The sequence below is a fragment of the Paenibacillus sp. BK033 genome, assembly GCF_004345425.1.
Lineage (GTDB): Bacteria > Bacillota > Bacilli > Paenibacillales > Paenibacillaceae > Pristimantibacillus.
Genome location: NZ_SLVP01000010.1, coordinates 61,048 through 84,039 on the forward strand (window position 1 = coordinate 61,048; position 22,992 = coordinate 84,039).

Sequence of the window (22,992 nt, forward strand, 5' to 3'; positions counted from 1 at the left end):
GAATGGGGAAGTTATCCTTTGTGCGTGCTCCGGTACGCGGAAGGCGACTTCCCCATTATTTTTTTGAACAGCCGGGAGAAGTAGTAGGGATCCTGGAAGCCGACGCGTACGCCAACGGCCTTGACGCTTTGATCCGTCAGGTCGAGGTATTGGCTGGCCAGCTGAATCTTCAGCCGCAGGTAATAATCGATCGGCGAATAGCCGGTCTTTTTTTTGAACAATTGGGTAAAGTGGGGCACGGAAAGCGCCGCTTCCGCCGCAAGCTCCGCCAGCGACACATTATCCTCCAGATGCTCCGTCATATATTGGATCGCTTTCTCGATGTCGAGCTGCCTGCGCGGACTTGGGGCAGCCTGGCGAAACGCATGAACTAACCGGATTATGCCTGCCAGATGGCAGGCGAGCTGCGAGACGTAGACGACATGATCCAGCGTATAGCCTTTCAGCAGCATCTCGTAGCATTCGTCGAACAGCCCGATAATCGTCGAGGACCGTTCCACAGGGATGGGTACGGGGGCTGCTTTCCCATGCTCGCCGAAGAAGGAGGACGCAAGCTCGCCTTTCAGATGGATCCAATAGATGGTCCAGGGTTCCTCTTCCGACGATCCGTATTCATGGGGCGTGCCGGCGGGAATGACGGCAAGCTCGCCCTTGCGCACCTCATGGCGCCGCTCGTCGTCCAGCTTGACCCATCCGCAGCCGTCCGTACAGTACATGACAATATAGGCCTCGCTTCCTTCCGGACGGCGGCGGTAGTGGTGCCGCGCGTAAGGGAAGCAGCCGATATCCGTAATATGAAGGGGCCGGATAAGAGGATGGGCGGCATATTCGGCCAATATGTGGTCGGGAAGCACGATCAGCTTCTGCGAGGGGAAGCCTTCTTCCTTTAATAGTCTATCCATGCCTTTGGATATCCTCCAATCATGCCTGTTGACCGGGGTTTACAGGCTCTAATAATCATCATATTGTCCATTATTATCATTTGATTGTCAATGGCGGTCCTTGCCGCGATTGCGTACGATTAACCCATAACTATCGTACCTTGGGGAGGATGAATCGTGAATGGCAACTGAAGTGAAAGTATGGGAGCAGACGGTAGAGCTGCCCACCTATGAAGTCGGAAAACCGGACCTCAACCCGATGTTCCTGGAGAAACGCGTGTATCAAGGCAGCTCGGGCCGGGTCTATCCGCATCCCGTTATCGACAAGATTTACGACGAGAAGGTGATGAAGCCTTACCGGATCGTCTTTTTGGAAAACGAATTCGTGCAAATTCAATTGATGCCGGAGCTTGGAGGACGAATCTACCGGGCGGTAGACAAAACCAACGACTATGATTTCGTCTACCATAACCAGGTTATCAAGCCGGCTCTGGTTGGACTTGCAGGTCCATGGATCTCCGGCGGCATCGAATTCAACTGGCCGCAGCATCACCGTCCGAACACCTACGGGCCGGTGGAATGCGATATTCGGGAGAATGCGGACGGCAGCAAGACCGTATGGGTCGGAGAGATCGACCGGATGTACGGGTCCAAGGTAACGACGGGCTTCACCCTGTTTCCCGGGAAGGCTTATCTGGAAATAAGCGCGCAGCTGTTCAACCGCACCTCCGAGCCGCAAACGTTCCTGTGGTGGGCCAATCCGGCGGTTGCGGTCAACGACCATACGCAGTCCGTATTTCCGCCCGACGTTCACGCCGTGTTCGACCATGGCAAGCGGGACGTATCCAAGTTCCCGATTGCGACAGGCACGTATTACAAAATGGATTACTCCGAAGGAGTCGACATCTCCCGTTACCGCAATATACCGGTGCCAACCTCGTATATGGCGTACCGGTCGGATTACGACTTTGTTGGCGGCTATGACCACAACGTGAAGGCGGGTATTCTTCATATCGCGAACAAGCATGTGTCCCCCGGCAAAAAACAATGGACCTGGGGACATGGCGAATTCGGCCAGGCCTGGGACCGGAACCTGACGGACGAAGACGGGCCTTACATCGAGCTGATGACGGGCGTCTATACGGACAACCAGCCGGACTTCACCTGGCTGCAGCCGTACGAGGAGAAAAGCTTCAAGCAATACTTTATGCCTTACAAGGAAGTCGGCATGGTGAAAAACGCCACCATTGACGCCGCGGTCAATTTGGAAATCGAAGGCCCGCAGGCTAGAGTAAATGCTTACGCGACTTCGGTCTTCGAGAAAGCCCGTATCGTATTAAAGGGGGCAGCCCGCACTTATATCGATCAGACGGCAGCATTATCGCCATCCCAGGTTTTTGCCGCAACGGTTGTTCTTGAGGAAGGGGAGCTGGAGGAAAACCTGAAGCTTGCGGTATTCGCGGAAAACGGCAAAGAGCTTGTCAGCTATCGTCCGCAGCGGAAGCAGCTGGAGAAGACGCCGGAACCGGCGAAAGCGATCGGCGAGCCGGAGGAGCTTCGCAGTACGGAGGCGCTATTCCTGGCAGCGCAGCATCTGGAGCAGTACCGGCATGCTACCTACGAGCCGGATCCTTACTACTTGGAAGGACTTAAGCGCGACCCGGGGGATATCCGCCTGAACAATGCATACGGCTTGCTGCTGCTGCGCCGGGGCCGGTTCGCGGAGAGCGAGACGCACTTCCGCCGCGCGATCGAGACGCTGACGCGGCATAACGCGCGGCCGTACGACGCGGAGCCGTTCTTCCATTTGGGCAAGGTGCTGAAATGGCAGGGGCGTCACGAGGAGGCGTTCGCCGCATTCTACAAGTCGGTCTGGTCCGGAGCTTGGCAGGCTGCGGGATACTTTCACCTTGCGCAGCTGGCCGCAGGCAGCGGCAAATACGAGGAAGCGCTGGAGTTAATCGATCGTTCCATCGATGCGCAGTATCGCAACCGCAAGGCCCGGCTGTTGAAAATAGCTCTGCTGCGCAGACTGGGACGCCTGGAAGAAGCGGGGCTGCTGGCGACGGAAACATCCGATTATGATCCCATTGACTTTGGCTCGCGCAACGAATGGATTCGCATTCATCAGCTTGAAGGAAGAGAAGAGCAAGCCTCGGCAGCTTTGGAAGCTCTTGCCGGCCTTATGCGGGACGATGCCCACAATTACATCTCGCTGGCGCAGGATTACGCGGATGCCGGATTGTACGCCGAAGCGCTTGACGTACTGGCTCGAATCGAGGAGCGGACGGCGGGCAGCGTTTATCCGATGGTGCATTATTACCAGGGATACTACCATCATATGGCCGGAGACCAAACAGCCGGCAACTATTACTACTCGCTTGGTCAAGAGGCGAATCCGGCCTACTGCTTCCCGAATACGATTGCGGATTACGTTACCCTGACCCATGCGTCCCGGATGCGCGCGGATGACGCTAGAGCGTTCTATTATCTCGGCAACCTGCTGTATGACAAGAAGCGCCATGCCGAAGCCGCGGCAAGCTGGGAGGCTTCGGCCGCCATCGACGGCAATTACGCGACCGTGCACCGTAACCTCGCGCTTGCTTATTACAATAAACAGAACAAGCCGGAAGCCGCCTTGGCTTCGCTTGAGAAAGCGCATGCCTTGGCGCCGGATGACGCCCGCATCTTCTACGAGCTGGATCAGCTGTACAAGAAGCTGGCTTATACGGCGGAGCAGCGCCTGACCGTCTTGGAGCGGAATAAGGAGCTGGTGGAGCTTCGCGATGATTTGTATCTCGAATACGTAACGCTTCACAACTCGCTTGGCCGTCATGAAGAAGCGCTGGAGCTTATCTTCGCCCGCCATTTCCATCCTTGGGAGGGCGGTGAAGGAAAGGTGCCGGCTCAATACGTATTGGCCCGCGTAGAGCTGGCCAAGCAGCTTCTGGAGCAAGGGCAAGCCGGCGAAGCCATCAAGCAGCTGGAAGCGGCCAAGCAATATCCGTTGTCCATGAACGAGGGCAAGCTTGAAGGCGCGCAGGAGAACGATATCAACTATTATCTCGGCATTGCATACCGGCTCCTCGGCCAGGTCGAGCAGGCGCAAGCCTTCTGGCTGCTGGCTTCCGAAGGGCTGGACGAACCAACCAGCGCCATGTTCTACAACGATCAGCCGCCGCACATGATTTATTACCAAGGCGTGGCTTTGCGCGAGCTCGGACGCGAACGGGAAGCCCGCAGCCGGTTCAACAAGCTGGTCGACTACGGCGAGCAGCATTTGTTCCAGCCGCAGAAGATCGATTACTTTGCGGTATCGCTTCCGGATTTCCTGGTCTTCGACGAGGATCTGGACAAGAAGAACCGCATTCATTGCCATTATATGATTGCGCTTGGACAGCTGGGCTTAGGAAGGGCTGCAGAGGCCGAAGCGCATTTCCGCGACGTGCTGGAGCTTGAGCCGACCCATCAAGGTGCCGCTATTCATCGTTGCTTGCCGGCATCGGCCTGCATTTCATAATTTTGCGGGAGCGTCATACCGTCCGGTCCGGACTGCACAACGCTCCCTTATTTGCCGAAGCTGCTTCATTAAGTACGGGAGGTGCTTGAAGACAATGACAAGCTTGTATTGGGAGAAAGCGATGTTCGAGGGTCACGAGGCATGGAGAGGCTGTTCTTCCATGCTGGAGCTGACGCTTATTCCGTCGCTGGGCAGCAAGGTTGTATCGCTCAGGGACGCTGCCACCGGCCGGGAATGGTTGTCCCGCACAACGCTTCCGCTTGGCAATGCGGGATACGCCAGTTCATTCGCGGAAGGCGACGGCAGCGGCTGGGACGAGATGTTCCCTACGGTGGATGCCTGCCGTCTGCGGCAATCCCCGTGGGCGGGCATCGATCTTCCCGATCATGGCGAGGTATGGTCGCTTGCTTGGCAGTGCGGCCTGCGGGACGATCGCTTGTTATGCGAGGTGGAAGGCCGCAGCTTGCCCTATCGGCTGGAGAAGACCTACTCTTTTACGGAAGAAGGCCGTTTGAGAATCGATTATATCGCTCATAATCTAGGCGCCGAACCTCTCCCGTTTCTATGGGCGGCCCATCCCTTGTTTCAAGTCGAAGCGGGAATGGAAATAATCGTACCCGCAAAGCTTGAACGAATTGCGGTGTCCTACTCCCATAATCGCAGACTTGGCGATAAGGGAACGCTTCTGCCGTGGCCGCGTCCGCTGCCGAACGTTAGCTTGAATATCGCGGAGGCGGCAACAGCGAAGACTGCGGAGAAGTTTTATTTTGACGGTACGCTGCCGGAAGGCCGGGCTTCCTTGTATGATCCAGCCAGCGAAGAGATGCTGACGATGACATTCCCGAAGGAGCAGGTTCCTTATCTGGCGGTATGGGCGAATTACGGCGGTTATTCGAATCAGTACCATGTCGCGCTGGAGCCCGCAACCGGCTTTCTCGACGATGCTTCCGCAGCTTGGGAAGAGGGAGAAACCTCGGTTATTCCCGGATACGGCCGGTACGAATGGCATCTCGAGCTCGAGCTTGAAAATAAATTCAACCGATAAGCATCCTGCTTCTCCCGTTTTTTTGTTGCCTTCGCTGTTTTATTATCGAGCTCCGATTAATACAATTGGCATAAAGAAGGCAGTCAAAGAGGGAGGAGGATCCGCAGCTGTGGAGACGTTTGGCAGAGGTTGCCTCTGGCTTATTCTCGGCGCTTTAGGCCTGCTGGTGCTCGCCGTGATTACCCAAAGCACGATTCATATTCCTTGGTTTATCTTTATTCCCGTCGTTATTCTCGTTTTCTGGATGGCATCAAAGAAAAATAAGAAATGAATCTTTAACATCCGGGCAGCCAATCTATCGATTGGCTGTTTTTTTATGGCTTGAAAAGACGGTATTGAAAAGTCCGCCCTTTCCTATGAGGTCCTTGCATGCTTGATCGCATTTTCGATGTAGGCTCTTACGCTTTTGATGAATGTGCGCATAGCATATCCGATATACTTGTCTCTGCGGTAAATGAGACATATGTCCTGGGAAGGCGAAGGATTCTTTAAATGCACGACTTTAATGTCAGGATGATGCAGATTTTCAAGCAGCAATCTCGGCAGAACACAAGCCCCAACCCCGTTTTGCACCATCTGGAGGAGGGATGATAATGTAGTCGTCACCAGATGAGGCTGCAAAGCAAACCCGTTGTCCATGGCATAACGGTCGATCAGCATGCGGCATTGATGGTCGGACGGGAACATGACCAGCTTCAATGTTTGCAGCTTGTTGAAGGGGATAATGCTCTCGGTTGCAAGTGGATCATTCCTGCTTACCGCCAATGAGAATTCTTCGTGAAACAAGGGGATTGAAGTGAGGCGTTCGTCTATAACAGGCCCGATAGTTACTCCGATATCAATGCTCCTGTCCAGTACTTGTTCGGTTACCTTCATAGTTTCCAAAAGAGATAACGAGACGGTTGGATAGGCTTGGTGGAAGTTTAGCAGCAAAGCGTTAAACAGGAGATCCGCATCACCGGGCAAAACGCCAATCGATAACGATCCTCCTCGCATCTGTTTCAGGTCAGCGATAGCGTCGCTCGCTTGTTGAAGGTGTCCGAGCACGGCAGCGCCATGTTCATGGAGAATCGCTCCCGCTTCCGTCAGGACGATCGTTTTTCCGATTCGATCGAATAACAGGACGCCTAATTCCTCTTCCAATCTCCTTATCTGCTGACTGACGTTGGGGGCGCTGACTCCCATCTTTTCAGCCGCTCTCGTAAAGTGAAGCTCTTCGCATATTGCCATAAAATACTGCAGCTGTTTGAATTCCATAACTCATACCTGCCTTTCATCGCTATGCGGGTATTTGATTAATGAATAGTGTCACGCCATCTTCCGCTTCTGTCAATCTATAATCGTTAACTTATGCTTAACGTTACGATAACGCCTGCTGCATTGATGGAAAGTTCCGTTCGGAGGTAATCTTGGGATAAGAAAGCGAACCACATGAAATCAACTTTATTAGGAGGCGGTTAACGATGACACAGTCCATTATCAATACCGGTAAAATGCTGCATCAGATCGTGATTGGAAAGCTTCAAGGCGTGACGGAAGGCTATTATGACAAGCAGCCTGAAGGCTTCAACAATACCATTCGTTGGAATGTCGGTCATATCATCTTTTGGATGGATAAGTATTGTTCTCTAAGCTTTGGTACCCCCTCGTCCATTCCTAGCTCGTATGGAGAGTTGTTTAACTCGGGAACAAGTCCTTTGGATTGGACGATGGCTCCTCCATCTACGGAAGAGCTTGCAGAGCTATTAACGGCACAGTTTTCCCGCCTGTCTGAGCTGACGCCGGAAATGCTGGAAAAGAAGCTTTCAGCTCCTTATGTATTTGGACCGTTTCAATTCGACACGGCCGGAGAATTATTCAACTTCGCCCTTATTCACGAAGCCATCCACCTAGGAACGATATCCGGGCAGTTGCAGGTTTTGTCGCGCTAAATTGCTGTGAAGCAAGAATGACATGAAGGAGGGTTCTTCCATGCATAAGTCCGCCGGTACGGGTATATCCCGGACGCATGATGCATTTGATGCTTTCAAGCATGCTTTCGAAACAGGGAAGACCGAGGATTTTCTTCAGAAGGTAACGGAGGATTTTCGTTTCCGCGTTCCGCTTCCTCTGGAGGGATGGGATAACGAGCAGTATGGCAAAGAGAGGTTCGAGGATCTGATTAGGTTCGAGCGCTCCGTATTGCAGGTATATTTAACCTCAACTATCGTACTGGAAAACGAAGACAACGGAATGGTTGTTTTCCGCGCTGAAGGCATGTTAACTGGAAAGCCTTATCACAATGAACTTATTGTCGTCTTTGAGTATGAAGAAGACAGGATCCGTTCTTTTCGAGAATATGTAGGGACACCGTTAAAAAATTACGAGGCCCCATAATGATGAGTTGAACAAAGCAGCAGCCTGGGAATTACATTTCATCCCAGGCTGCTGCTTTTATATTATTTCAGCACGACCGACAATCCCGTGAAAATAACGCCAAGCGCGTAAGCGCCTGCATCGGGATAACCGATGCTGCGTTCGCCGACGGTGCCGGCGCGGCCCATGCGGGCAACGATCGTTTCGGTTTGTTTGGCGCCTTCGACCGCTGCTTCCGCAGCCGCAATGCCGGCAGCCTTCAGCTCGGTTCCCGCTTCCGCTGCGGCTTTCCAGCTTTCCGCGTAAGGAATCAACGCATCGATCAGCGTTTTGTCGCCTACGACGGCGCCGCGGCCAAAGGAACGTTCGCCGGTTGCCTGAATCCCTTTCACGACCGCATCAAGCAGTTCCGCTACCTCGGCAACGGAAAGCTCGGTTTTGCCCTCGGCATATTTGCCGCCCGCGCGGAAGGCCGAGCCCCAGATCGGGCCGGACGCGCCGCCGCAATGCTCCATAATGATCAGGGAGCAGGCATGCAGGAAGCTGCCGATATCCTCGGACTCGCTCACGATATCCTTCCATTCCGCTTTCAGCTGCTTGAAGCCTTTTGCCACGCTCATGCCAAAGTCTCCGTCGCCGGCATGGGAATCCAGCTCGCAGAACGGCACTTCGTTCTCGATAATAATCTCGCTCATCTTATCAATGAGGTAAATCATATTGCGGAGGGACAGCCTTCCGTCCTCGACGTTGGCATACTCTTCGCTTGATTCAACGCGGTAAGATACGTCCTTCGCGTTTGTCGCCTGCTCCTCCAAGGCCACATAGGACACGGGCCCCGAGGTGCCGCCGCGCACGAGGAACGCAGGCGTATCGCATTCTTCGTTCAGCAGCTGCTTCAGCTGCTCGTCCAGCTTCATGATGGATAGGGATGCTCCCGCCATATCGATGCTGGTCATGTAGTTGCCGACAAACACCTTGTTAACGGCAATGCCTTTTTCGTGCAGCTCGCGCATGACGGCGTTGTTCAAGAGGTACAGCTCCTGAAGCGGAGTGCCGCCAAAGCCGTTGACCAGAACCGCAATTTGCTCGGTGGAACCGGCACTCATGCCTAAGCTGGCAAGCAGCTCCGATACCATGCGCTGCGCCAGCTCGTCGGCGGAAATCCGCTTCTCTCTGCGGATGCCCGGCTCGCCGTGGATGCCAACGCCGTATTCCATTTCGTCTTCGCCAATCGCGAACGTTGGCGTGCCTTTAGCCGGAACCGTGCAGGAGGTAAAAGCAAACCCGATGCTGCGGACATGGGCAATCGCGTTCTCGGCCGCGGCTTTAACTTCGGCGAGACTCCGTCCTGCTTCCGCCGCCGCGCCGGCAATCTTGTGAACAAGCACCGTGCCGGCAACGCCGCGGCGTCCCACCGTATACAGGCTGTCTTCAACGGCAATATCGTCGTCCACTTTGACGTAATCGACCTGAATGCCGTCTTCCGCCGCAAGATGGGCGGCATTCTTGAAGTTCATCATGTCGCCGCTGTAGTTCTTGATAATAAGCAGCGTGCCTTGCTCGCTTGCCGTAGACTTAATCGCCTGATAGACCTGGATTTGGGAAGGAGAGGCGAAGACGTCGCCGCAGACCGCCGCATCCAGCATGCCTTTGCCGATAAAGCCGGCATGAGCCGGCTCGTGGCCGCTGCCGCCGCCGCTGATCAGCGTTACTTTCGCGGCGTTGATGTCTCTTTTCTTCATGACTTTGTATTTGGAGTTGAATTCAAGACCCGGATGCGCCATCGCAAGTCCATTGCACATCTCGCGGACAAGCGTCTCCGGCTGATTGATGATCTTTTTCATCTCACGACTTCCTTCCTTGTTTGAAAGCCTGGCCGAGCTGATCGGCAACGATGATCGCAGCGGCTACCGCTTCCTCCGTAATCGGGAATGGCATAGCATGAATCGATTCTTCCGGGATGCAGGCAAGCGCCGCAACCTGTGCAAGCTCCTCGTCCGTCATGCTGTCCACGCCGATGTCGGAAAGACATACCGGCAGTCCAACTGCGGCGCAGAATGCAAGCACTTCGTTTACTTCTTCCTTCGGCGCATTCTCCAGAACGAGCTGGGCAATCGTGCTGAAGGCAACCTTTTCCCCGTGGAAATAGTGATGCGTGCCTTCAAGCACGGTCAGTCCGTTATGGATCGCGTGGGCTGCCGCAAGGCCTCCGCTTTCGAAGCCAAGACCGGAGAGCAGGATGTTGGTCTCGATGATATTCTCGAGCGCCGTCGTTACCTTGTTGCTGTCGCTTGCCAATTTCGCTTGCACGCCGTCCTCGAGGAGTGTCTCATAGCAGAGCTTCGCAAGCGCAAGCGCCGCTTTGGTTCCGCGGGCGATTGGCGCGGCGCCGGCATGCACGCCGTTAGGCAGGCCGGCGTTTACTTTGGAGAAGGAGCGGGAGGTTGCTCTGGCTTCAAAGTAAGTCGACAGCGCGTCGCCCATGCCGGATACGAGGAAGCGGGTAGGAGCATTCGCGATAACCGTCGTGTCGATCATAACGACGCTAGGGCTGGATTTGAAGTAAGCATAGTCCTCGAAAGCACCGTCATTCGTGTAAATAACGGCGGAATGGCTGGTTGGGGCATCGGTCGCCGCAATCGTCGGAACGATAATAAGCGCTTCGCCTTCGGCCACGCATTTGGCGGTATCGATCGCTTTGCCGCCGCCGAGGCCAATCGTGCAGGAGCAGTTTTTCTCGCGGGCAAGCTCCTTCAGCCGGGCGATTTCCTCGCGGGAGCATTCGCCGCGGAATCCGCTTTCAACCAGCGTAATATGGAATTTATTAGAAGTAAAGTCCAGCTTGTCCTTTACGCGCTTTACATCTTCGGGATGAGCGATAAGAAGGGCGGAATCGCCGTACGATTGAACAAAAAAGCCGAGGTTAAGCAGTTCGTTTTCACCTTGAACGTATTTGCTTGGGCTGATAAATGCTTTTCTCATTTGGAATAACCTCCTAAAGTGAATGGTCGTATTCATTTACAGACTACTGCCATTATAAATTTAGAAGTGGGTGGAAGCATTGTATCTTAAGCGCAAAATAAAGCAGATTACGATGGTGTTTTTATGCTCAATCCTTCCTGAAATTGTACTATTTTGTCCTGACAACGGGTTCTAGTATAATAAAGACATCCCTTCGGGTTTGGAGCGATCCCAATGAACGCAAGATACGATCTGAAACAAATTATGGATATCGACAAATGGCATAAGCTTCAGGATTCCATGTCCCTTGTCACGAAGATGGCGATTATTACGGTCGATTACAAGGGGGTTCCCGTCTCCAAGCATAGCGAATGCCAGGCATTCTGCCGCGAGGTGCGGAAGGACCCGGCTTTGTCTTCGTATTGCCAGAAATGCGACGCGCGCGGGGGACTCGAGGCGGTCCGGTCGAACAAGCCTTATATTTATCAATGCCATTTTCAAATTCTCGATATCGCGATTCCGATTGTGGTGGACAACCAATATATTGGCGCGGTTATGGCGGGACAGGTGAAGCTGAGCGATCCCGATGTGCCGATTGAGCAGATCGTGACAAGGCCGCCCAATGCGGAAACGGATAAAAAGTTTAACGCTCTGCAGGAGCAGTACCGGTCGCTGCCGGTGTTGTCTTACGGGGAAGTCGAGAAAATCGCCGATATGCTGTTCCATCTGTGCAACTATATCGTGGAGGAAGCAATCCGCAAGAGCGATATGCTTCAGATGTACCGGGACTCCTTGTCTCGGGAAAATCCGGCCGCGGCTCCCGTGCATGCGATTGATTCCTCTTACGAGCATATTCAAGCGCTGCAAAGCGAGCTGTCCCATACGCTGATTGAGAAAAAGCTGAAGAAATCCTCCGGCGTCTACCAGGCAGGCAACTCGATTCTGCAGCCGGCCTTTGATTATATTTACCGTCATAAGCATGAAAATGCGGATCTTAAGGAGATGGCTGCCTTATGCCATGTCAGCCCGAGTTATTTCAGCCGGATCTTCACGAAGGAGACGGGCGAGAATTTCTCGGTGTTTGTCCCGCATCTGAAGATCGGCTGGGCGAAGGAGCTGCTAGAGACAACCGGGCTGTCCGTCAATCAGATCAGCGACGAGCTTGGTTTCGCGGACGCGGGTTATTTTATCAAGACGTTCAAAAAGTTCGAGAGCCTGACGCCAGCCGCATACCGTAAAATCTACCGCGACAAGGCCTGATCGCCCCTGCCATGGGACGGAGAAGCCGTCTCACCTTGTCCCTTTGTAGTAAGCGGGGGAAAGCCCGACGTATTTCTTGAACACCTTGCTGAAATAATAAATATCGCCGAAGCCAACCAGCTCGGCGACTTCGCCGATGGTCATATGCGTTCTCTCCAGCAGCTCCCGGGCCCGGTTCACCCTCACTTTATTGACGTAATGCGTAATGGAGCAGCCGGTTATCTTGTTAAAGATCCGGTTCAAATAATCGAAATTGCAAGCAAAGCGGGCTTCGATATCGGAGCCCGTTATTTTGTCCGGGTAATGCTGATGAATGTAATCCAGCAGCTCGTAGGCTTTCGCCTCCCCTTTGGTGGTCCGCTTCCTCGCGCTTTGCAGATGCTCCGCGAGATAAGCGCGGGACAGCTGGACGAACAGCTCCGACAGCTTGAGAGCCGTCATGCTGCGGTTATAATTTTTCCGCTGGTATAACTGCCCCATCTCATTCAGGTGATTATATACTTGACTCCGCGCGTTTAGGCTCGCCAGGTTGAAATGCTTCGGGAAGCCCTGACGGCTGGCTGCCTCCGGTTCCTGATCCTCCAGAAAGAAGCTCCTTGCGTAGCTCTCCATATCCCCGATATCAACCGTTTGAATATCCGGATGCTTGAAGTGAATGTAGTAATAGTCGCATACATGCTTCTCGAACCCTTCATGATCCAGATTCGGCTCCAGCATAAATACGTCCCCTTTGCGCAATACGTAACGCTCGCCGTTCTCCTCGATATGAAGTTCTCCGCTTTTGATAATGTACAGAATATATTCGTCAACGTTCCGCTTGAAGTGAATCCACGGACTCGTATATGCCACGAATCCGAGAAAGGTCACGGTAGGGACAAGCTCCATATTTACGGCCAGCATAACAATTCTCCTTTACCAAAAGTCGCTATTGTACAAAAAGTGTCTCGATCCGCCATTTTCAATCATTCTATCACAGGCTAATCTGATGGTGTGGTTTTTAATCCGGGAATCGTTGGGATGGTGGTTATGATTAAATTAAAAATCGGTATTATCGGACTTGGCGGCATTGCCGACTTTCATAGCGAAGGCATACTCGCAAGCGGGGATGCCGAGATTTGGGCAATCTGCGACGAGGATGCCGAACGTCTTGCCGCTAGGCGCGTGCAGTGGAATATTCCCGAGGATCGTGCCTACCTCAGCTACTCCGAGCTGCTTCGCAATCCGGAGGTGGATGCCGTCACCATCGGTACGCCAACCGTCAGCCATTTCTCCATTGCCATGGCAGCCATCGGGCACGGCAAGCCGTTTGCGCTCGAGAAGCCGGTCGGGATGAACGCGGAGGAAGCGGCTGCCTTGGGGGCTGCCTTGCAGAACAAGCCGCTGCCTCATATGATTTGCTTCTCCTACCGCTATAAAGCAGCCGCCCGATATGCCAAGCAGTTGATTGAAGAGGGGAGGCTGGGCGCAATCCGGCATGTCTATAGCCAATACTTGCAGGATTGGGGCATTCATGAGGATATTCCGCTAGTATGGCGGTTCGTCAAATCGGTTACCGGATCGGGAGCCTTTGGCGACCTCGGCTGCCACATGCTTGATCTGACCCGCTTCCTGGTTGGCCGTACGGAGCGCGTGATTGCCGACGCGGACACGATTATCAAGCAGCGGAATCTGCCGGACGGTTCCGGACAAGGCGAGGTAGATGTGGATGATTACTGCCATGTGCTCTCCCGGATGGAGGGAGGCATATCCGCTTCCATGATGATTTCCCGCTTCGCTTACGGACGGGGCAATTATCAGCAGATTGAAATTTACGGCACCAAAGGCGCTCTTGTCTATAACCTCGATGCGGAAGACTCGCTTGAGGTGAAGTTCAAGGAGGAAGGCGACAACGAATTCCGCCCTGTCGACATTCCGGACCACTGCCGTACGGGTCAAATGCAGGCGTTTTTTAACCTTTTGAACGGGCGCGGCGACGGCCTGGACGCAACGATGGAAGACGGTTACGTCAATCAGCTTGCCGTAGACGCGATTATTCAATCTTTTACCGAAGAACGTTGGATCGACATTCAAAAATAGGAGGCCCTATCGAACATGAAGCAAATTAAAGTAACCGTATGGAACGAGTATCGCCACGAGAAGCATAACGAGCATGTAAAAGGCATCTATCCGGAAGGCATTCATAATGCCATTGGCGGGTACTTGAAAACCATTGAAGGCCTTGAGGTCGGAACCGCTACGCTTGACGAGCCGGAGCATGGCCTCACGGACGACGTACTCAACAACACCGACGTGCTGATCTGGTGGGGGCATCTGGCCCATCATGAAGTACGGGACGATATTGCCGAGAAGGTAAGGGACCGGGTGCTGCAGGGCATGGGGCTGATCGTTCTTCATTCGGGCCATGCGTCCAAAGTGTTCGAGAAGCTGCTTGGCACGAAGACCGGCGCGCTCAAATGGCGGGATGACGGCGAGAAGGAACGGATCTGGGTTATCGAGCACGGTCACCCGATTGCCGACGGCCTTGGCGAATACATTGAAATTCCGAAGGAAGAGATGTACGGTGAGCGCTTCGAGATTCCGGCACCGGATGAGCTGGTGTTTATCTCCTGGTTCGAAGGCGGAGAAGTATTCCGCAGCGGCTGCTGCTACCGAAGAGGCAAAGGCAAGCTGTTCTATTTCCGTCCGGGACATGAGACCTTCCCGATTTACCACCAGCCGGAGATTCTTCACGTTATCAAAAATGCCGTGCATTGGGCGGCTCCGACGCAAGGAGCGGCAGCCTCTTACGGACGCGTGGAGCCGATAGAGAATAGAAGTAAATAATTTACTGATTCAAGGCGATTGACAGAGCGTTTTTCAGGACCATATACTTTGAGGTAACCGGTTACGTAAAAGGAACGGGGCAATACTTCATGGAATGAGATGGATGGTCTATGATACCGACAATCAGAGATGTTGCTAGAGAAGCTAATGTATCAATCGCCACGGTTTCCAGAGTTCTAAACGGATTAACAGGCTACTCGGATAAAACCAAACAAAAGGTGATCAAGACAATAGAGGATATGGGCTATCATCCAAACGCCATAGCGCGTTACTTGAATAACAGGCGCACCCAGACGATTGGGGTGATGTTCCCTGCCGTTACGAACGAGTTCGCATCGGCCGTGCTGCAGGGGATCGAAGAATTTGCGCTGGAGCGGGGCTACAGCGTGCTGGTCTGCAATACGGAGGTAGACGGAAACCGGACGATGAAATACCTGCAGGTGCTTCGGGAGCGGCAGATCGACGGCATTATTTTCGCCAGCGAGGTGCTTAAGAACGAATACAAGCAAATGCTGGATACGATGCAGGTGCCGCTTGTCCTCGTCTCCTCCGAGAATGAGGATGCGAAGGTTCCGTTCGTGAAGGTTGATGACCGGCAGGCTTCCTACGACGCGGTCCGTTATCTGATCGGCAAGGGACACAAGGATATCGCGATGATCGCCGGCACGGCGGAGGATCCGATAGCGGGCGTGCCAAGATTGCAGGGCTATAAGGATGCCTTGTACGACAAAGGAATTCCGTTCCGCAGCTCGCGGGTGGCTTACGGGGATTTCCATTATGACAGCGGCCATGCGGCGATGGAAACGCTCCTAGCGCAGGACCGCGGGATAACGGCCGTCTTTGCCGCAAGCGACGAGATGGCCGTCGGAGCCATGAATGCGGCTTTGCGGCAAGGCATTCGGGTGCCGGAGGATTTGTCCGTGATGGGCTACGATAATATCCGGCTGTCCAGGATGATCTACCCGGCACTGACGACAGTCGGGCAGCCCCTGCTGCAGCTGGGCCGCGATGCGGCCGGCAAGGTGATTGCGATGATTGAGACGGGAAAGACCGTCCCGAGTCTAATTGTTCCGCATGAGATTGTGGAACGGCAGACGGTCAAGGATTTGCGTACATAAAACAGGAAATGCGTGGCGGGCCAATGCAAGAGGTCTGTCACGCATTTTCTGCTCTTAGATTGGGTGCGGGAGGTTCCACCATGTTTGGCAAATCCATGAAAAAAACAAAGAAGCTAAGCTCGCGGTTCATCCTGTTGTTCTCGGCCGTCACCTTGCCGCTTCTGCTTATTTTGTTCGCGGCAGGTCATTACGCGCAGGATGTCGTGCTCACGCAGGTGGCGAGTTCCTATCAGAATATGGTCAATTCCAATCTGAACATGATCGACCGGAGTCTGGACGACATTACGACGAATATGGTCTACAACGTGGACCATGACGAGAACTTTCAGAAGTTCGGACAGACGGGGCTGTCCGATTCGGAATACTATTTTGCCCAGATGGAGCTGATTCAGAGAAACTCGGCCTACCGTTCCTATTACCATACGGTAGACACGTTTTACGTATATTCGAAGCCCAATAACGTGCTCGCGACAACGAATGTGATCAGCGATACCGATCATGATCAGGTCAGCAGCTGGATTACGCAGACGCTTAACAACGCGGAAAGGCTGCAGCCGCTTCTGTATCAATGGAAGGTCGTCAAGATCGGAGAGGACTATTATCTGCACAGGGTCGTCAGCGATGATACGACCAATAACGCGTATATCGGCGCCTTGATCAGCATGAATACGTTAAAGCTGCCTCTTCAAGAGGTGCGGACGGGCGGCGACGTGCTATTTGCGGGGGAAGACGGCAGGATTCTGTCCAAGCTGTCGGATAGCTTAAGCAAGGATTTCCGGCTTCCGGCCGACAAGCTGGCAAGGAATACGTCCTTCTCTTATTCGGACGGGGGCAGGAAGCTGTTTATCATTACGAGCAAGTCGCCGCTCAGCGGGATTAGCATGGCCGTCGTTCTGCCTTATTCGGACCTGTTGAAGGGGCTGAAGCAATTCCAGACGGTTATTAATTTGCTCCCGCTGTTTGTCCTGATTATCCTGCTGATCTATCTCTTTGTATTCCGGCGCATCATTCTGGCCCCCATTCTTCAGCTGCTCGGCACCATCCGGCGCGTGAAGGACGGCGATATGGAGATGAAGCTGCCGGATTCGCCGATTACCGAGTTTTCCATAATCAACCATACCTTTAACAACATGATGGACGAGATCAAGGACCTTAAGATCGACGTGTACGAGGAACGGCTGAGCGCGCAGAAGGCGGAGCTGAAGCATCTGCAGACGCAGATCAATCCGCATTTCTTCCTCAATACGATGAACATTATTTTTCAGCTGGCGGATTTGAAGAGATACGAGCTGGTGAAGAAGACGGTGCGCCATATGGTCGGCTACTTCCGGTTTATGCTCGGAACAAGCCGGGATACGATCACCCTGTCGCAGGAGCTCGAACATATCCGCAACTATTTGGAGATTCAGAAGATGCGGTACCAGGATACCTTCGACTTCGAGATCGGGTGCGCGGAGGAGCTGTTGGAGGCCCGCATCCCTTCGCTGCTCGTGCAGCCGTTTGCCGAAAATGCGATGATTCACGGCATGAGCGTAAAAGGGGAGCCCTTCCTGCTGCAAATCACGGCTTCGCAAGAGCCCGGGGACGCCGGCCTGATGCGGATCGAAGTGAAGGATAACGGCAAAGGCTTAAGCGAGGAGCGGATGGAGGAGCTGGCGGCGGATGATTACAAGCCTTCCTCGGACGATAATCATATCGGAATCTGGAATGTGAAGAAGCGGGCGGCTATGCGTTACGGCAGCCGGGCCCGGATCAGCTTCCGGCCAAACGAACCCAAAGGATTAGCCATACGGCTGACATTACCTATCGATCACATAAAGGAGCGGGATGAACATGGCGCGGATGCTGGTCGTGGATGACGAGAAATTTGCGGTGGACGGCATTTGCGAATGCAATGATTGGTCAACGCTGGGCATTGAAGCCGTGTTTACCGCCAACCATGCCGATGCCGCAAGAACAATCTTAAAGGAGCACCGCATCGATATTCTCGTCTGCGACATCGAGATGCCCGATGAGGACGGTCTGTCGCTGGTGCGCTGGGTGAAGGAGCATTCGCCGCATACCGAGTCGCTGTTCCTTACCTGCCATTCCGAGTTTGCTTACGCGAAGCAGGCGGTTAACCTCGGCAGCTTTGATTATTTGCTGAAGCCGGTCGACGGCGAGGAGCTTGTGCAGGCGGTCTCCTTAATGCTGCAGGCGGTAAGAGAAAAGGAAGAGAGCATCCAGCATCATGCCGGGTACCGCAAATACGCGGAGCTGTGGCGCAAGCAGCAGCCGCTGCTCGCGGAACGCTTCTGGCAGGATCTGTTGTCGCGGCGTCAGCTGTCGTTCGGCGATTTTCTCGAGCGGGGGCTGCGGGATGCCCAAATCGAGCTGGAAGCAGAGGGCAGAGTCATGCCTATTCTGATCAGTATCGAGGAATGGCATAAGCCTCTTGATGCGCGGGATCAGGAGATTATGGAATACGCGGTGAAAAAAGCAGCCGGAGAGCTGTTCCTCTCGGGCTGCGCCGGGGATGTCATTACGGACCGGGGCGGCGTGATGTTCGCGATGGTCTATACGGCAGGCGCCGCCAGGTCCGCGGGCAGCTGGGTGGAGACCGGAAGACGATTTATCGAGGTATGCCGGACTTATTTCTACTGCCAGATCACCTGTTATATCGGGAAGTTTGTCAGCCTGCAGGAGGTGTCCGGGCTATGCGAAGGGCTGAAGGACAGGGAGCGTCACAATGTCAAAGAGTCGCAGTCGGTTATCGTGTACGTTCCGCAAGGCGGGGCGGCAGCGCCGCTGCTTGTGCCGGACAGCATCAACGTAACGGAATGGACGTCCTACATGCTGAACAGGGAGCGGGACAAGGTTATCTCCTTGATTAACCGGAGCGTGGATAAGCTGGAAGCCCGCCAGATTCATCAGAACCAGCTGGAGACTTACCATCTGGATACGCTGCAGGTGGTTTACGGCTTTATGCACGTAAAGGGAATCGGCCCAAGCCAAGTGCCGAACTTCCCGCTGTGGGCATCGGCTCAAATCCGCAGCTTGACCCAGTACAGGCATTGGGCGGCAAATATCGTCTCTGCCGTCATGGATGCGGCCTTTACTGCATTAGAGAGCGACAGCGTCGTTCAGAAGTCGATTCAATATATGAAAGAGAATGTGGAGGAGGACATCTCCCGCGAGGATGTGGCCGCGCATGTCGGTCTGAACCCGGCTTATTTGTCCCGCCTGTTCAAGAAGGAGACCGGGCAGAACCTGATCGACTACCTTATTGAGACAAAGATGGTAAGAGCCAAATATTTGCTCGATGCGACGGGAATGACGGTCAGCGCGATTGCGCAGCAAGTCGGTTACTCGAACTTTTCCCATTTTACAAAGATGTTCAAGAAGCAATACGGCGTGAATCCGCAAGAATACCGCAATGTCACAAAACGACTAGACTGAGGTTACAAAAACGGTAGGGGGGTCAACCGGGCGGCCGTATACTTAGGACATACAAACAACAAGAAGGTGAAACACATGCCCGTGCTGCGACGGCTGCTGAAGCATCGCGCTTTGATTATTCTCGCGTTACCCGGGATTGTCATGCTTTTTATCAACAACTATCTTCCGATGTTCGGCATATTCCTGGCGTTTAAGGATCTGAATTACACGAAAGGCGTATGGGGCAGCGATTGGGTAGGCTTGCGAAACTTCAAGTTTCTGTTCGCCTCGAGCGACGCGTGGATGATTATCAAGCATACGATTTTGTACAATGCGGCGTTTCTGGTCATCAACACGGCATTCGCCGTGCTGCTCGCGATTCTGCTCAACGAAGTGAGGAGAAAGGTCCTTTCGAAGTTTTTCCAAAGCGCGGCCATTCTTCCGAACTTCGTCTCGATGGTTATCGTTGGTTACCTCGTCTACGGCTTCCTCAATCCGGAGCTTGGATTCATTAACAAATCGATACTCGAGCCGATGGGCAAAGAGACGATTGCCTGGTACGCGGAGCCGAAATATTGGCCGTATATCCTTACGATCGTCAATACGTGGAAAACGGTCGGTTACTCCGCCATCGTCTATTTGGCGGCGATCGTTGGCATCGACCAGGAGTATTACGAAGCGGCCCGAATAGACGGAGCGAGCAAATGGAAGCAGATGACCGCCATTACCGTTCCGCTTATCACGCCGGTCATTATTATTCTGACGCTGCTTGCGGTAGGCCGGATCTTTAATGCGGACTTTGGCTTGTTCTATCAAGCAACGATGGCTTCGGGGATGCTGAAGGAAACAACCGAGGTTATCGATACCTACGTCTACAACGCTTTGCTGGTAACCGGCGATACGGGGCTCGCATCGTCCGCAGGTCTTCTTCAATCGGTCGTTGGCTTTGTGCTGGTCCTTACGGTCAACTATACCGTGAAGAAATTCAGCAAAGAAAACGCGTTGTTCTAGGGGGCTAAGCATGAAGACGAAGAATCGCACCAACCCGTTTATCCTTTTGTTCCTGACCTTGTTCAGCTTGTCTTGCCTAATCCCGTTCTGGCTTGTTTTTATGGTATCGGTGACCAATGAAAACGATCTGACGCGAAACGGCTACACGTTTTGGCCCAAGCATTTCGACTGGGCGGCCTATCGTTACCTGATCCATGATTCCGCGAATATCGCGAGGGCTTACGGGGTAACGATCACGGTTACGCTTATCGGCGTTGCGATAAGTCTGCTGATAACTTCGGCCATGGCTTACGCCTTGTCCCGAACGGAGTTTCCGTATCGGAATGCTCTAGGTTTCTATGTATTCTTCACGATGCTGTTCTCCGGCGGACTGCTGCCTTGGTATCTGGTTTATACCCGGTTCCTGCATGTGCAGGACACGCTGCTTGCGCTTATCATTCCGGGGTTAATAGGCGGCTTCAACGTCTTTATTATCCGCACGTTCTTTACGAACAGCATTCCGCCGTCCCTCGTCGAGTCGGCCAAGATTGACGGCGCCAGCGAGTACCGGACGTACTTCAGCATTATTTTGCCGCTGTCCCTGCCGGTTATGGCCACGATCGGGCTGTTCACGATCGTATCCTACTGGAACGACTGGTTTACCAGCCTGGTGTTTATCAATAACGAGAAGCTGTATTCCTTGCAGTATCTGCTTAACAAAACGCTGATGAACGCTTCGTTCCTGCAAAGCATCGCGAATAAGGCTTACAGCAGCACGGCCAACGTCACGCAGCCGCTGGAATCGATCCGGATGGCGATGGCGATGGTGGCGATCGGCCCGCTTGTGTTCGTATTCCCGTTCCTGCAGAAGTATTTCGTCAAAGGGCTGACGGTAGGCGCAGTCAAAGGCTAAGTCCGAACTTGCTTCGGTTTAGTATAAAGAACTTAAGCTTGATCATTTTGGGGAGGTCACACGAATGAAAAGGTTTAGACAAAGCTCGCTTGTTCTTCTGACGCTTATTCTCGCGATTGTGCTTGCCGCAACGGGATGCTCGTCGACGAACAAAACCTCGAACGGCAATCAAGAAGAGAGCGCCGCTTCCGGCTCGGCGAATACTTCGGCAGAGCCGGCAAAGAGTGGCGCGAAGGCGCTTGATCCTTACGAAGTCGTCATGGTGTACCCGGATGCGCCGCAAGCCGATCTGGCCAGCGTGCAGACCGCAATGAACGATTATTTGAAGCAAACGTACCCTGATTTGAATATGACGGTGAAGCTGAACCCGATTGACTGGGGCGCTTGGAGCGACAAGACCAATCTGATGATGGCGTCCAACGAGAAGTTCGATCTGCTGTTCACGGCCGACTGGCTGGGCTATAACCAGCAGGTATTGAAGGGCGGACTGCTTCCGCTGGATGATTTGCTTGCCCAATACGGCCCGGATATCGAGGCGGTAGAGAAGGATTACCACGAGCCCGCCAAACGCGGCGGCAAGCTGTACGGCATTCATACCCATCAGGAGCTTGGCGGCTCGCAGGGCGTTTATCTCGACAAGGCGCTGGTCGACAAATACAATATGGACTTATCCGCGCTGAAATCCGGCAAAGTGGAAGATTTGGAGCCGCTGCTTCAAATCGTTAAAGACAAGGAGCCGGGCGTAACGCCGCTGGCGGCGCCAAGCTTCCCGCTTGAAGCTTACTATTCTTCCGGTACGCTGGACACGATCTCCAGCGTAGCGGTGGTAAACGTATTAAATACGGATCCGAATAATTATGAGGTCATTAATTCGTTTGAGACTCCTCGTTACAAGGAGCTTGCCGACTTGACCCACAAATGGTTCAAAGCGGGCTTTATCAATAAGGACGCATTAACTCCGGGGCTTGATGCGTGGAAGAAAATTCAGGCCGGCAAAGCGTTTGCCCTTGTAGGCGACATGGAGATTCTGGCCAACATGGAGATCGGCGCGGTATCGAAAGCGCCTAACGCCTCCATTAAAGCCGGCCGTGAAATGATCCAAATCCCGTTAAACGTCGACAGACTGCAAACCGGCAAGATGACGGCAACGATGCAGGCCATCTCCAAAACGTCGAAGGACCCTGCCCGCGCGATGATGCTGCTGAACCTGTTCTTTAAGGACCAAAAGCTCCTCACGCTGTTCAACTTCGGCGTAGAAGGCAAGCATTACATTATGAAGAATGGACAAATCGCGCTGCCTGAAGGCAAAACGACGAACGACACCGGCTTCTATCACGATATTATGTGGCAGATCGGCAACCAGATGCTGAACTATACCCGCGAAGGCGAAGACCCGAACAAATATCGGAACTACGAGAAGTTCAACGAGATGGTATCGAGCCGTCCGGCCCGCACGTTTGGCTTTATCTTTGATCCGGAGCCGGTGAAGAACGAGATTATCGCCATCGACAATGCCAACAAGGCTTTTGTTGACGGACTGAAATCCGGCCAGCTGGATCCGGAGGAGAACATTCCGAAGCTGCTCGGGAAGCAAAAAGCGGCAGGCGCGGACAAAGTCATCGCCGAAGCGCAAAAACAGCTTGACGCTTGGCGCGCGGCAAACGGCAAATAAGCGGCAACACGAAGGCAAGGGTATAATCCACAGCGGT

General features: G+C 53.5%; 19 protein-coding genes. 14 read left to right on the forward strand and 5 right to left on the reverse strand.

The features are described 5' to 3' along the window. Positions 1-11 precede the first annotated feature (11 nt). Positions 12-902, reverse strand: coding sequence for an AraC family transcriptional regulator (locus EV294_RS25225; protein WP_132311934.1), 891 nt, complete (start codon positions 900-902; stop codon positions 12-14). A 160-nt stretch (positions 903-1,062) separates the two neighbouring features. On the opposite strand from EV294_RS25225, the gene EV294_RS25230 reads away from it, so the two are divergent. The 3 genes from EV294_RS25230 to EV294_RS30435 all read left to right on the forward strand — a co-directional run bounded on the left by EV294_RS25230 (position 1,063) and on the right by EV294_RS30435 (position 5,717). Beyond that, complete coding sequence (locus tag EV294_RS25230; protein ID WP_132311936.1) at positions 1,063-4,401, forward strand: DUF5107 domain-containing protein; 3,339 nt, start codon at positions 1,063-1,065, stop codon at positions 4,399-4,401. Between the two features lie 94 nt (positions 4,402-4,495). Then, positions 4,496-5,446 (forward strand): aldose epimerase family protein, encoded by a 951-nt coding sequence (locus tag EV294_RS25235; RefSeq protein WP_132311938.1) that lies wholly within the window; start codon positions 4,496-4,498, stop codon positions 5,444-5,446. 109 nt (positions 5,447-5,555) lie between these two features. Continuing rightward, the gene (locus EV294_RS30435) at positions 5,556-5,717 is read left to right on the forward strand and encodes a hypothetical protein (protein ID WP_165930804.1); all 162 of its coding nucleotides are present in this window, start codon (positions 5,556-5,558) and stop codon (positions 5,715-5,717) included. Positions 5,718-5,800: 83 nt separating this feature from the next. Here EV294_RS30435 and EV294_RS25240 read toward each other — a convergent pair whose 3' ends face one another. Beyond that, positions 5,801-6,703: a LysR family transcriptional regulator gene (locus EV294_RS25240; RefSeq protein WP_132311940.1), complete on the reverse strand. Its 903-nt coding sequence runs from the start codon at positions 6,701-6,703 to the stop codon at positions 5,801-5,803. Between the two features lie 206 nt (positions 6,704-6,909). On the opposite strand from EV294_RS25240, the gene EV294_RS25245 reads away from it, so the two are divergent. Continuing rightward, on the forward strand, positions 6,910-7,377 hold the full coding sequence (locus EV294_RS25245) for a DinB family protein (protein WP_132311942.1): 468 nt from the start codon (positions 6,910-6,912) through the stop codon (positions 7,375-7,377). 40 nt (positions 7,378-7,417) lie between these two features. Beyond that, positions 7,418-7,822 (forward strand): nuclear transport factor 2 family protein, encoded by a 405-nt coding sequence (locus EV294_RS25250; protein ID WP_132311944.1) that lies wholly within the window; start codon positions 7,418-7,420, stop codon positions 7,820-7,822. Positions 7,823-7,884: 62 nt separating this feature from the next. Here EV294_RS25250 and dhaK read toward each other — a convergent pair whose 3' ends face one another. Further along, a complete protein-coding gene (gene dhaK / locus EV294_RS25255; RefSeq protein ID WP_132311946.1) occupies positions 7,885-9,645 on the reverse strand; it encodes a dihydroxyacetone kinase subunit DhaK in 1,761 nt (586 codons plus the stop codon). A gap of 1 nt (position 9,646) precedes the next feature. After that, positions 9,647-10,783, reverse strand: coding sequence for a glycerol dehydrogenase (locus tag EV294_RS25260; protein WP_132311948.1), 1,137 nt, complete (start codon positions 10,781-10,783; stop codon positions 9,647-9,649). A gap of 213 nt (positions 10,784-10,996) precedes the next feature. Here EV294_RS25260 and EV294_RS25265 point away from each other — a divergent pair, with 213 nt between their 5' ends. Continuing rightward, a complete protein-coding gene (locus EV294_RS25265; RefSeq protein ID WP_132311950.1) occupies positions 10,997-12,022 on the forward strand; it encodes a PocR ligand-binding domain-containing protein in 1,026 nt (341 codons plus the stop codon). Positions 12,023-12,052: 30 nt separating this feature from the next. Here EV294_RS25265 and EV294_RS25270 read toward each other — a convergent pair whose 3' ends face one another. Next, positions 12,053-12,922 (reverse strand): AraC family transcriptional regulator, encoded by an 870-nt coding sequence (locus EV294_RS25270; protein WP_132311952.1) that lies wholly within the window; start codon positions 12,920-12,922, stop codon positions 12,053-12,055. A gap of 126 nt (positions 12,923-13,048) precedes the next feature. Here EV294_RS25270 and EV294_RS25275 point away from each other — a divergent pair, with 126 nt between their 5' ends. The 8 genes from EV294_RS25275 to EV294_RS25310 all read left to right on the forward strand — a co-directional run bounded on the left by EV294_RS25275 (position 13,049) and on the right by EV294_RS25310 (position 22,955). Beyond that, positions 13,049-14,098 (forward strand): Gfo/Idh/MocA family protein, encoded by a 1,050-nt coding sequence (locus tag EV294_RS25275; protein ID WP_243711795.1) that lies wholly within the window; start codon positions 13,049-13,051, stop codon positions 14,096-14,098. Between the two features lie 15 nt (positions 14,099-14,113). Next, positions 14,114-14,845: a ThuA domain-containing protein gene (locus EV294_RS25280; RefSeq protein ID WP_132311956.1), complete on the forward strand. Its 732-nt coding sequence runs from the start codon at positions 14,114-14,116 to the stop codon at positions 14,843-14,845. A 110-nt stretch (positions 14,846-14,955) separates the two neighbouring features. After that, the gene (locus EV294_RS25285) at positions 14,956-15,963 is read left to right on the forward strand and encodes a LacI family DNA-binding transcriptional regulator (protein WP_132311958.1); all 1,008 of its coding nucleotides are present in this window, start codon (positions 14,956-14,958) and stop codon (positions 15,961-15,963) included. An 80-nt stretch (positions 15,964-16,043) separates the two neighbouring features. Beyond that, a complete protein-coding gene (locus EV294_RS25290; RefSeq protein ID WP_132311960.1) occupies positions 16,044-17,822 on the forward strand; it encodes a sensor histidine kinase in 1,779 nt (592 codons plus the stop codon). After that, positions 17,797-19,401 carry a response regulator transcription factor gene (locus EV294_RS25295; protein WP_132311962.1) on the forward strand — a complete coding sequence of 535 codons (1,605 nt, stop codon included), beginning with the start codon at positions 17,797-17,799 and terminating at the stop codon, positions 19,399-19,401. Before EV294_RS25290 ends, EV294_RS25295 begins: the two co-directional genes overlap by 26 nt. A 75-nt stretch (positions 19,402-19,476) precedes the next feature. Beyond that, positions 19,477-20,391: an ABC transporter permease gene (locus EV294_RS25300; protein WP_132311964.1), complete on the forward strand. Its 915-nt coding sequence runs from the start codon at positions 19,477-19,479 to the stop codon at positions 20,389-20,391. A 10-nt stretch (positions 20,392-20,401) separates the two neighbouring features. Further along, positions 20,402-21,283, forward strand: coding sequence for a carbohydrate ABC transporter permease (locus EV294_RS25305; RefSeq protein ID WP_132311966.1), 882 nt, complete (start codon positions 20,402-20,404; stop codon positions 21,281-21,283). A 64-nt stretch (positions 21,284-21,347) separates the two neighbouring features. Continuing rightward, positions 21,348-22,955, forward strand: a complete 1,608-nt coding sequence (locus EV294_RS25310; protein ID WP_132311968.1) for an ABC transporter substrate-binding protein — start codon at positions 21,348-21,350, stop codon at positions 22,953-22,955. The last annotated feature ends 37 nt before the right edge of the window (positions 22,956-22,992 follow it).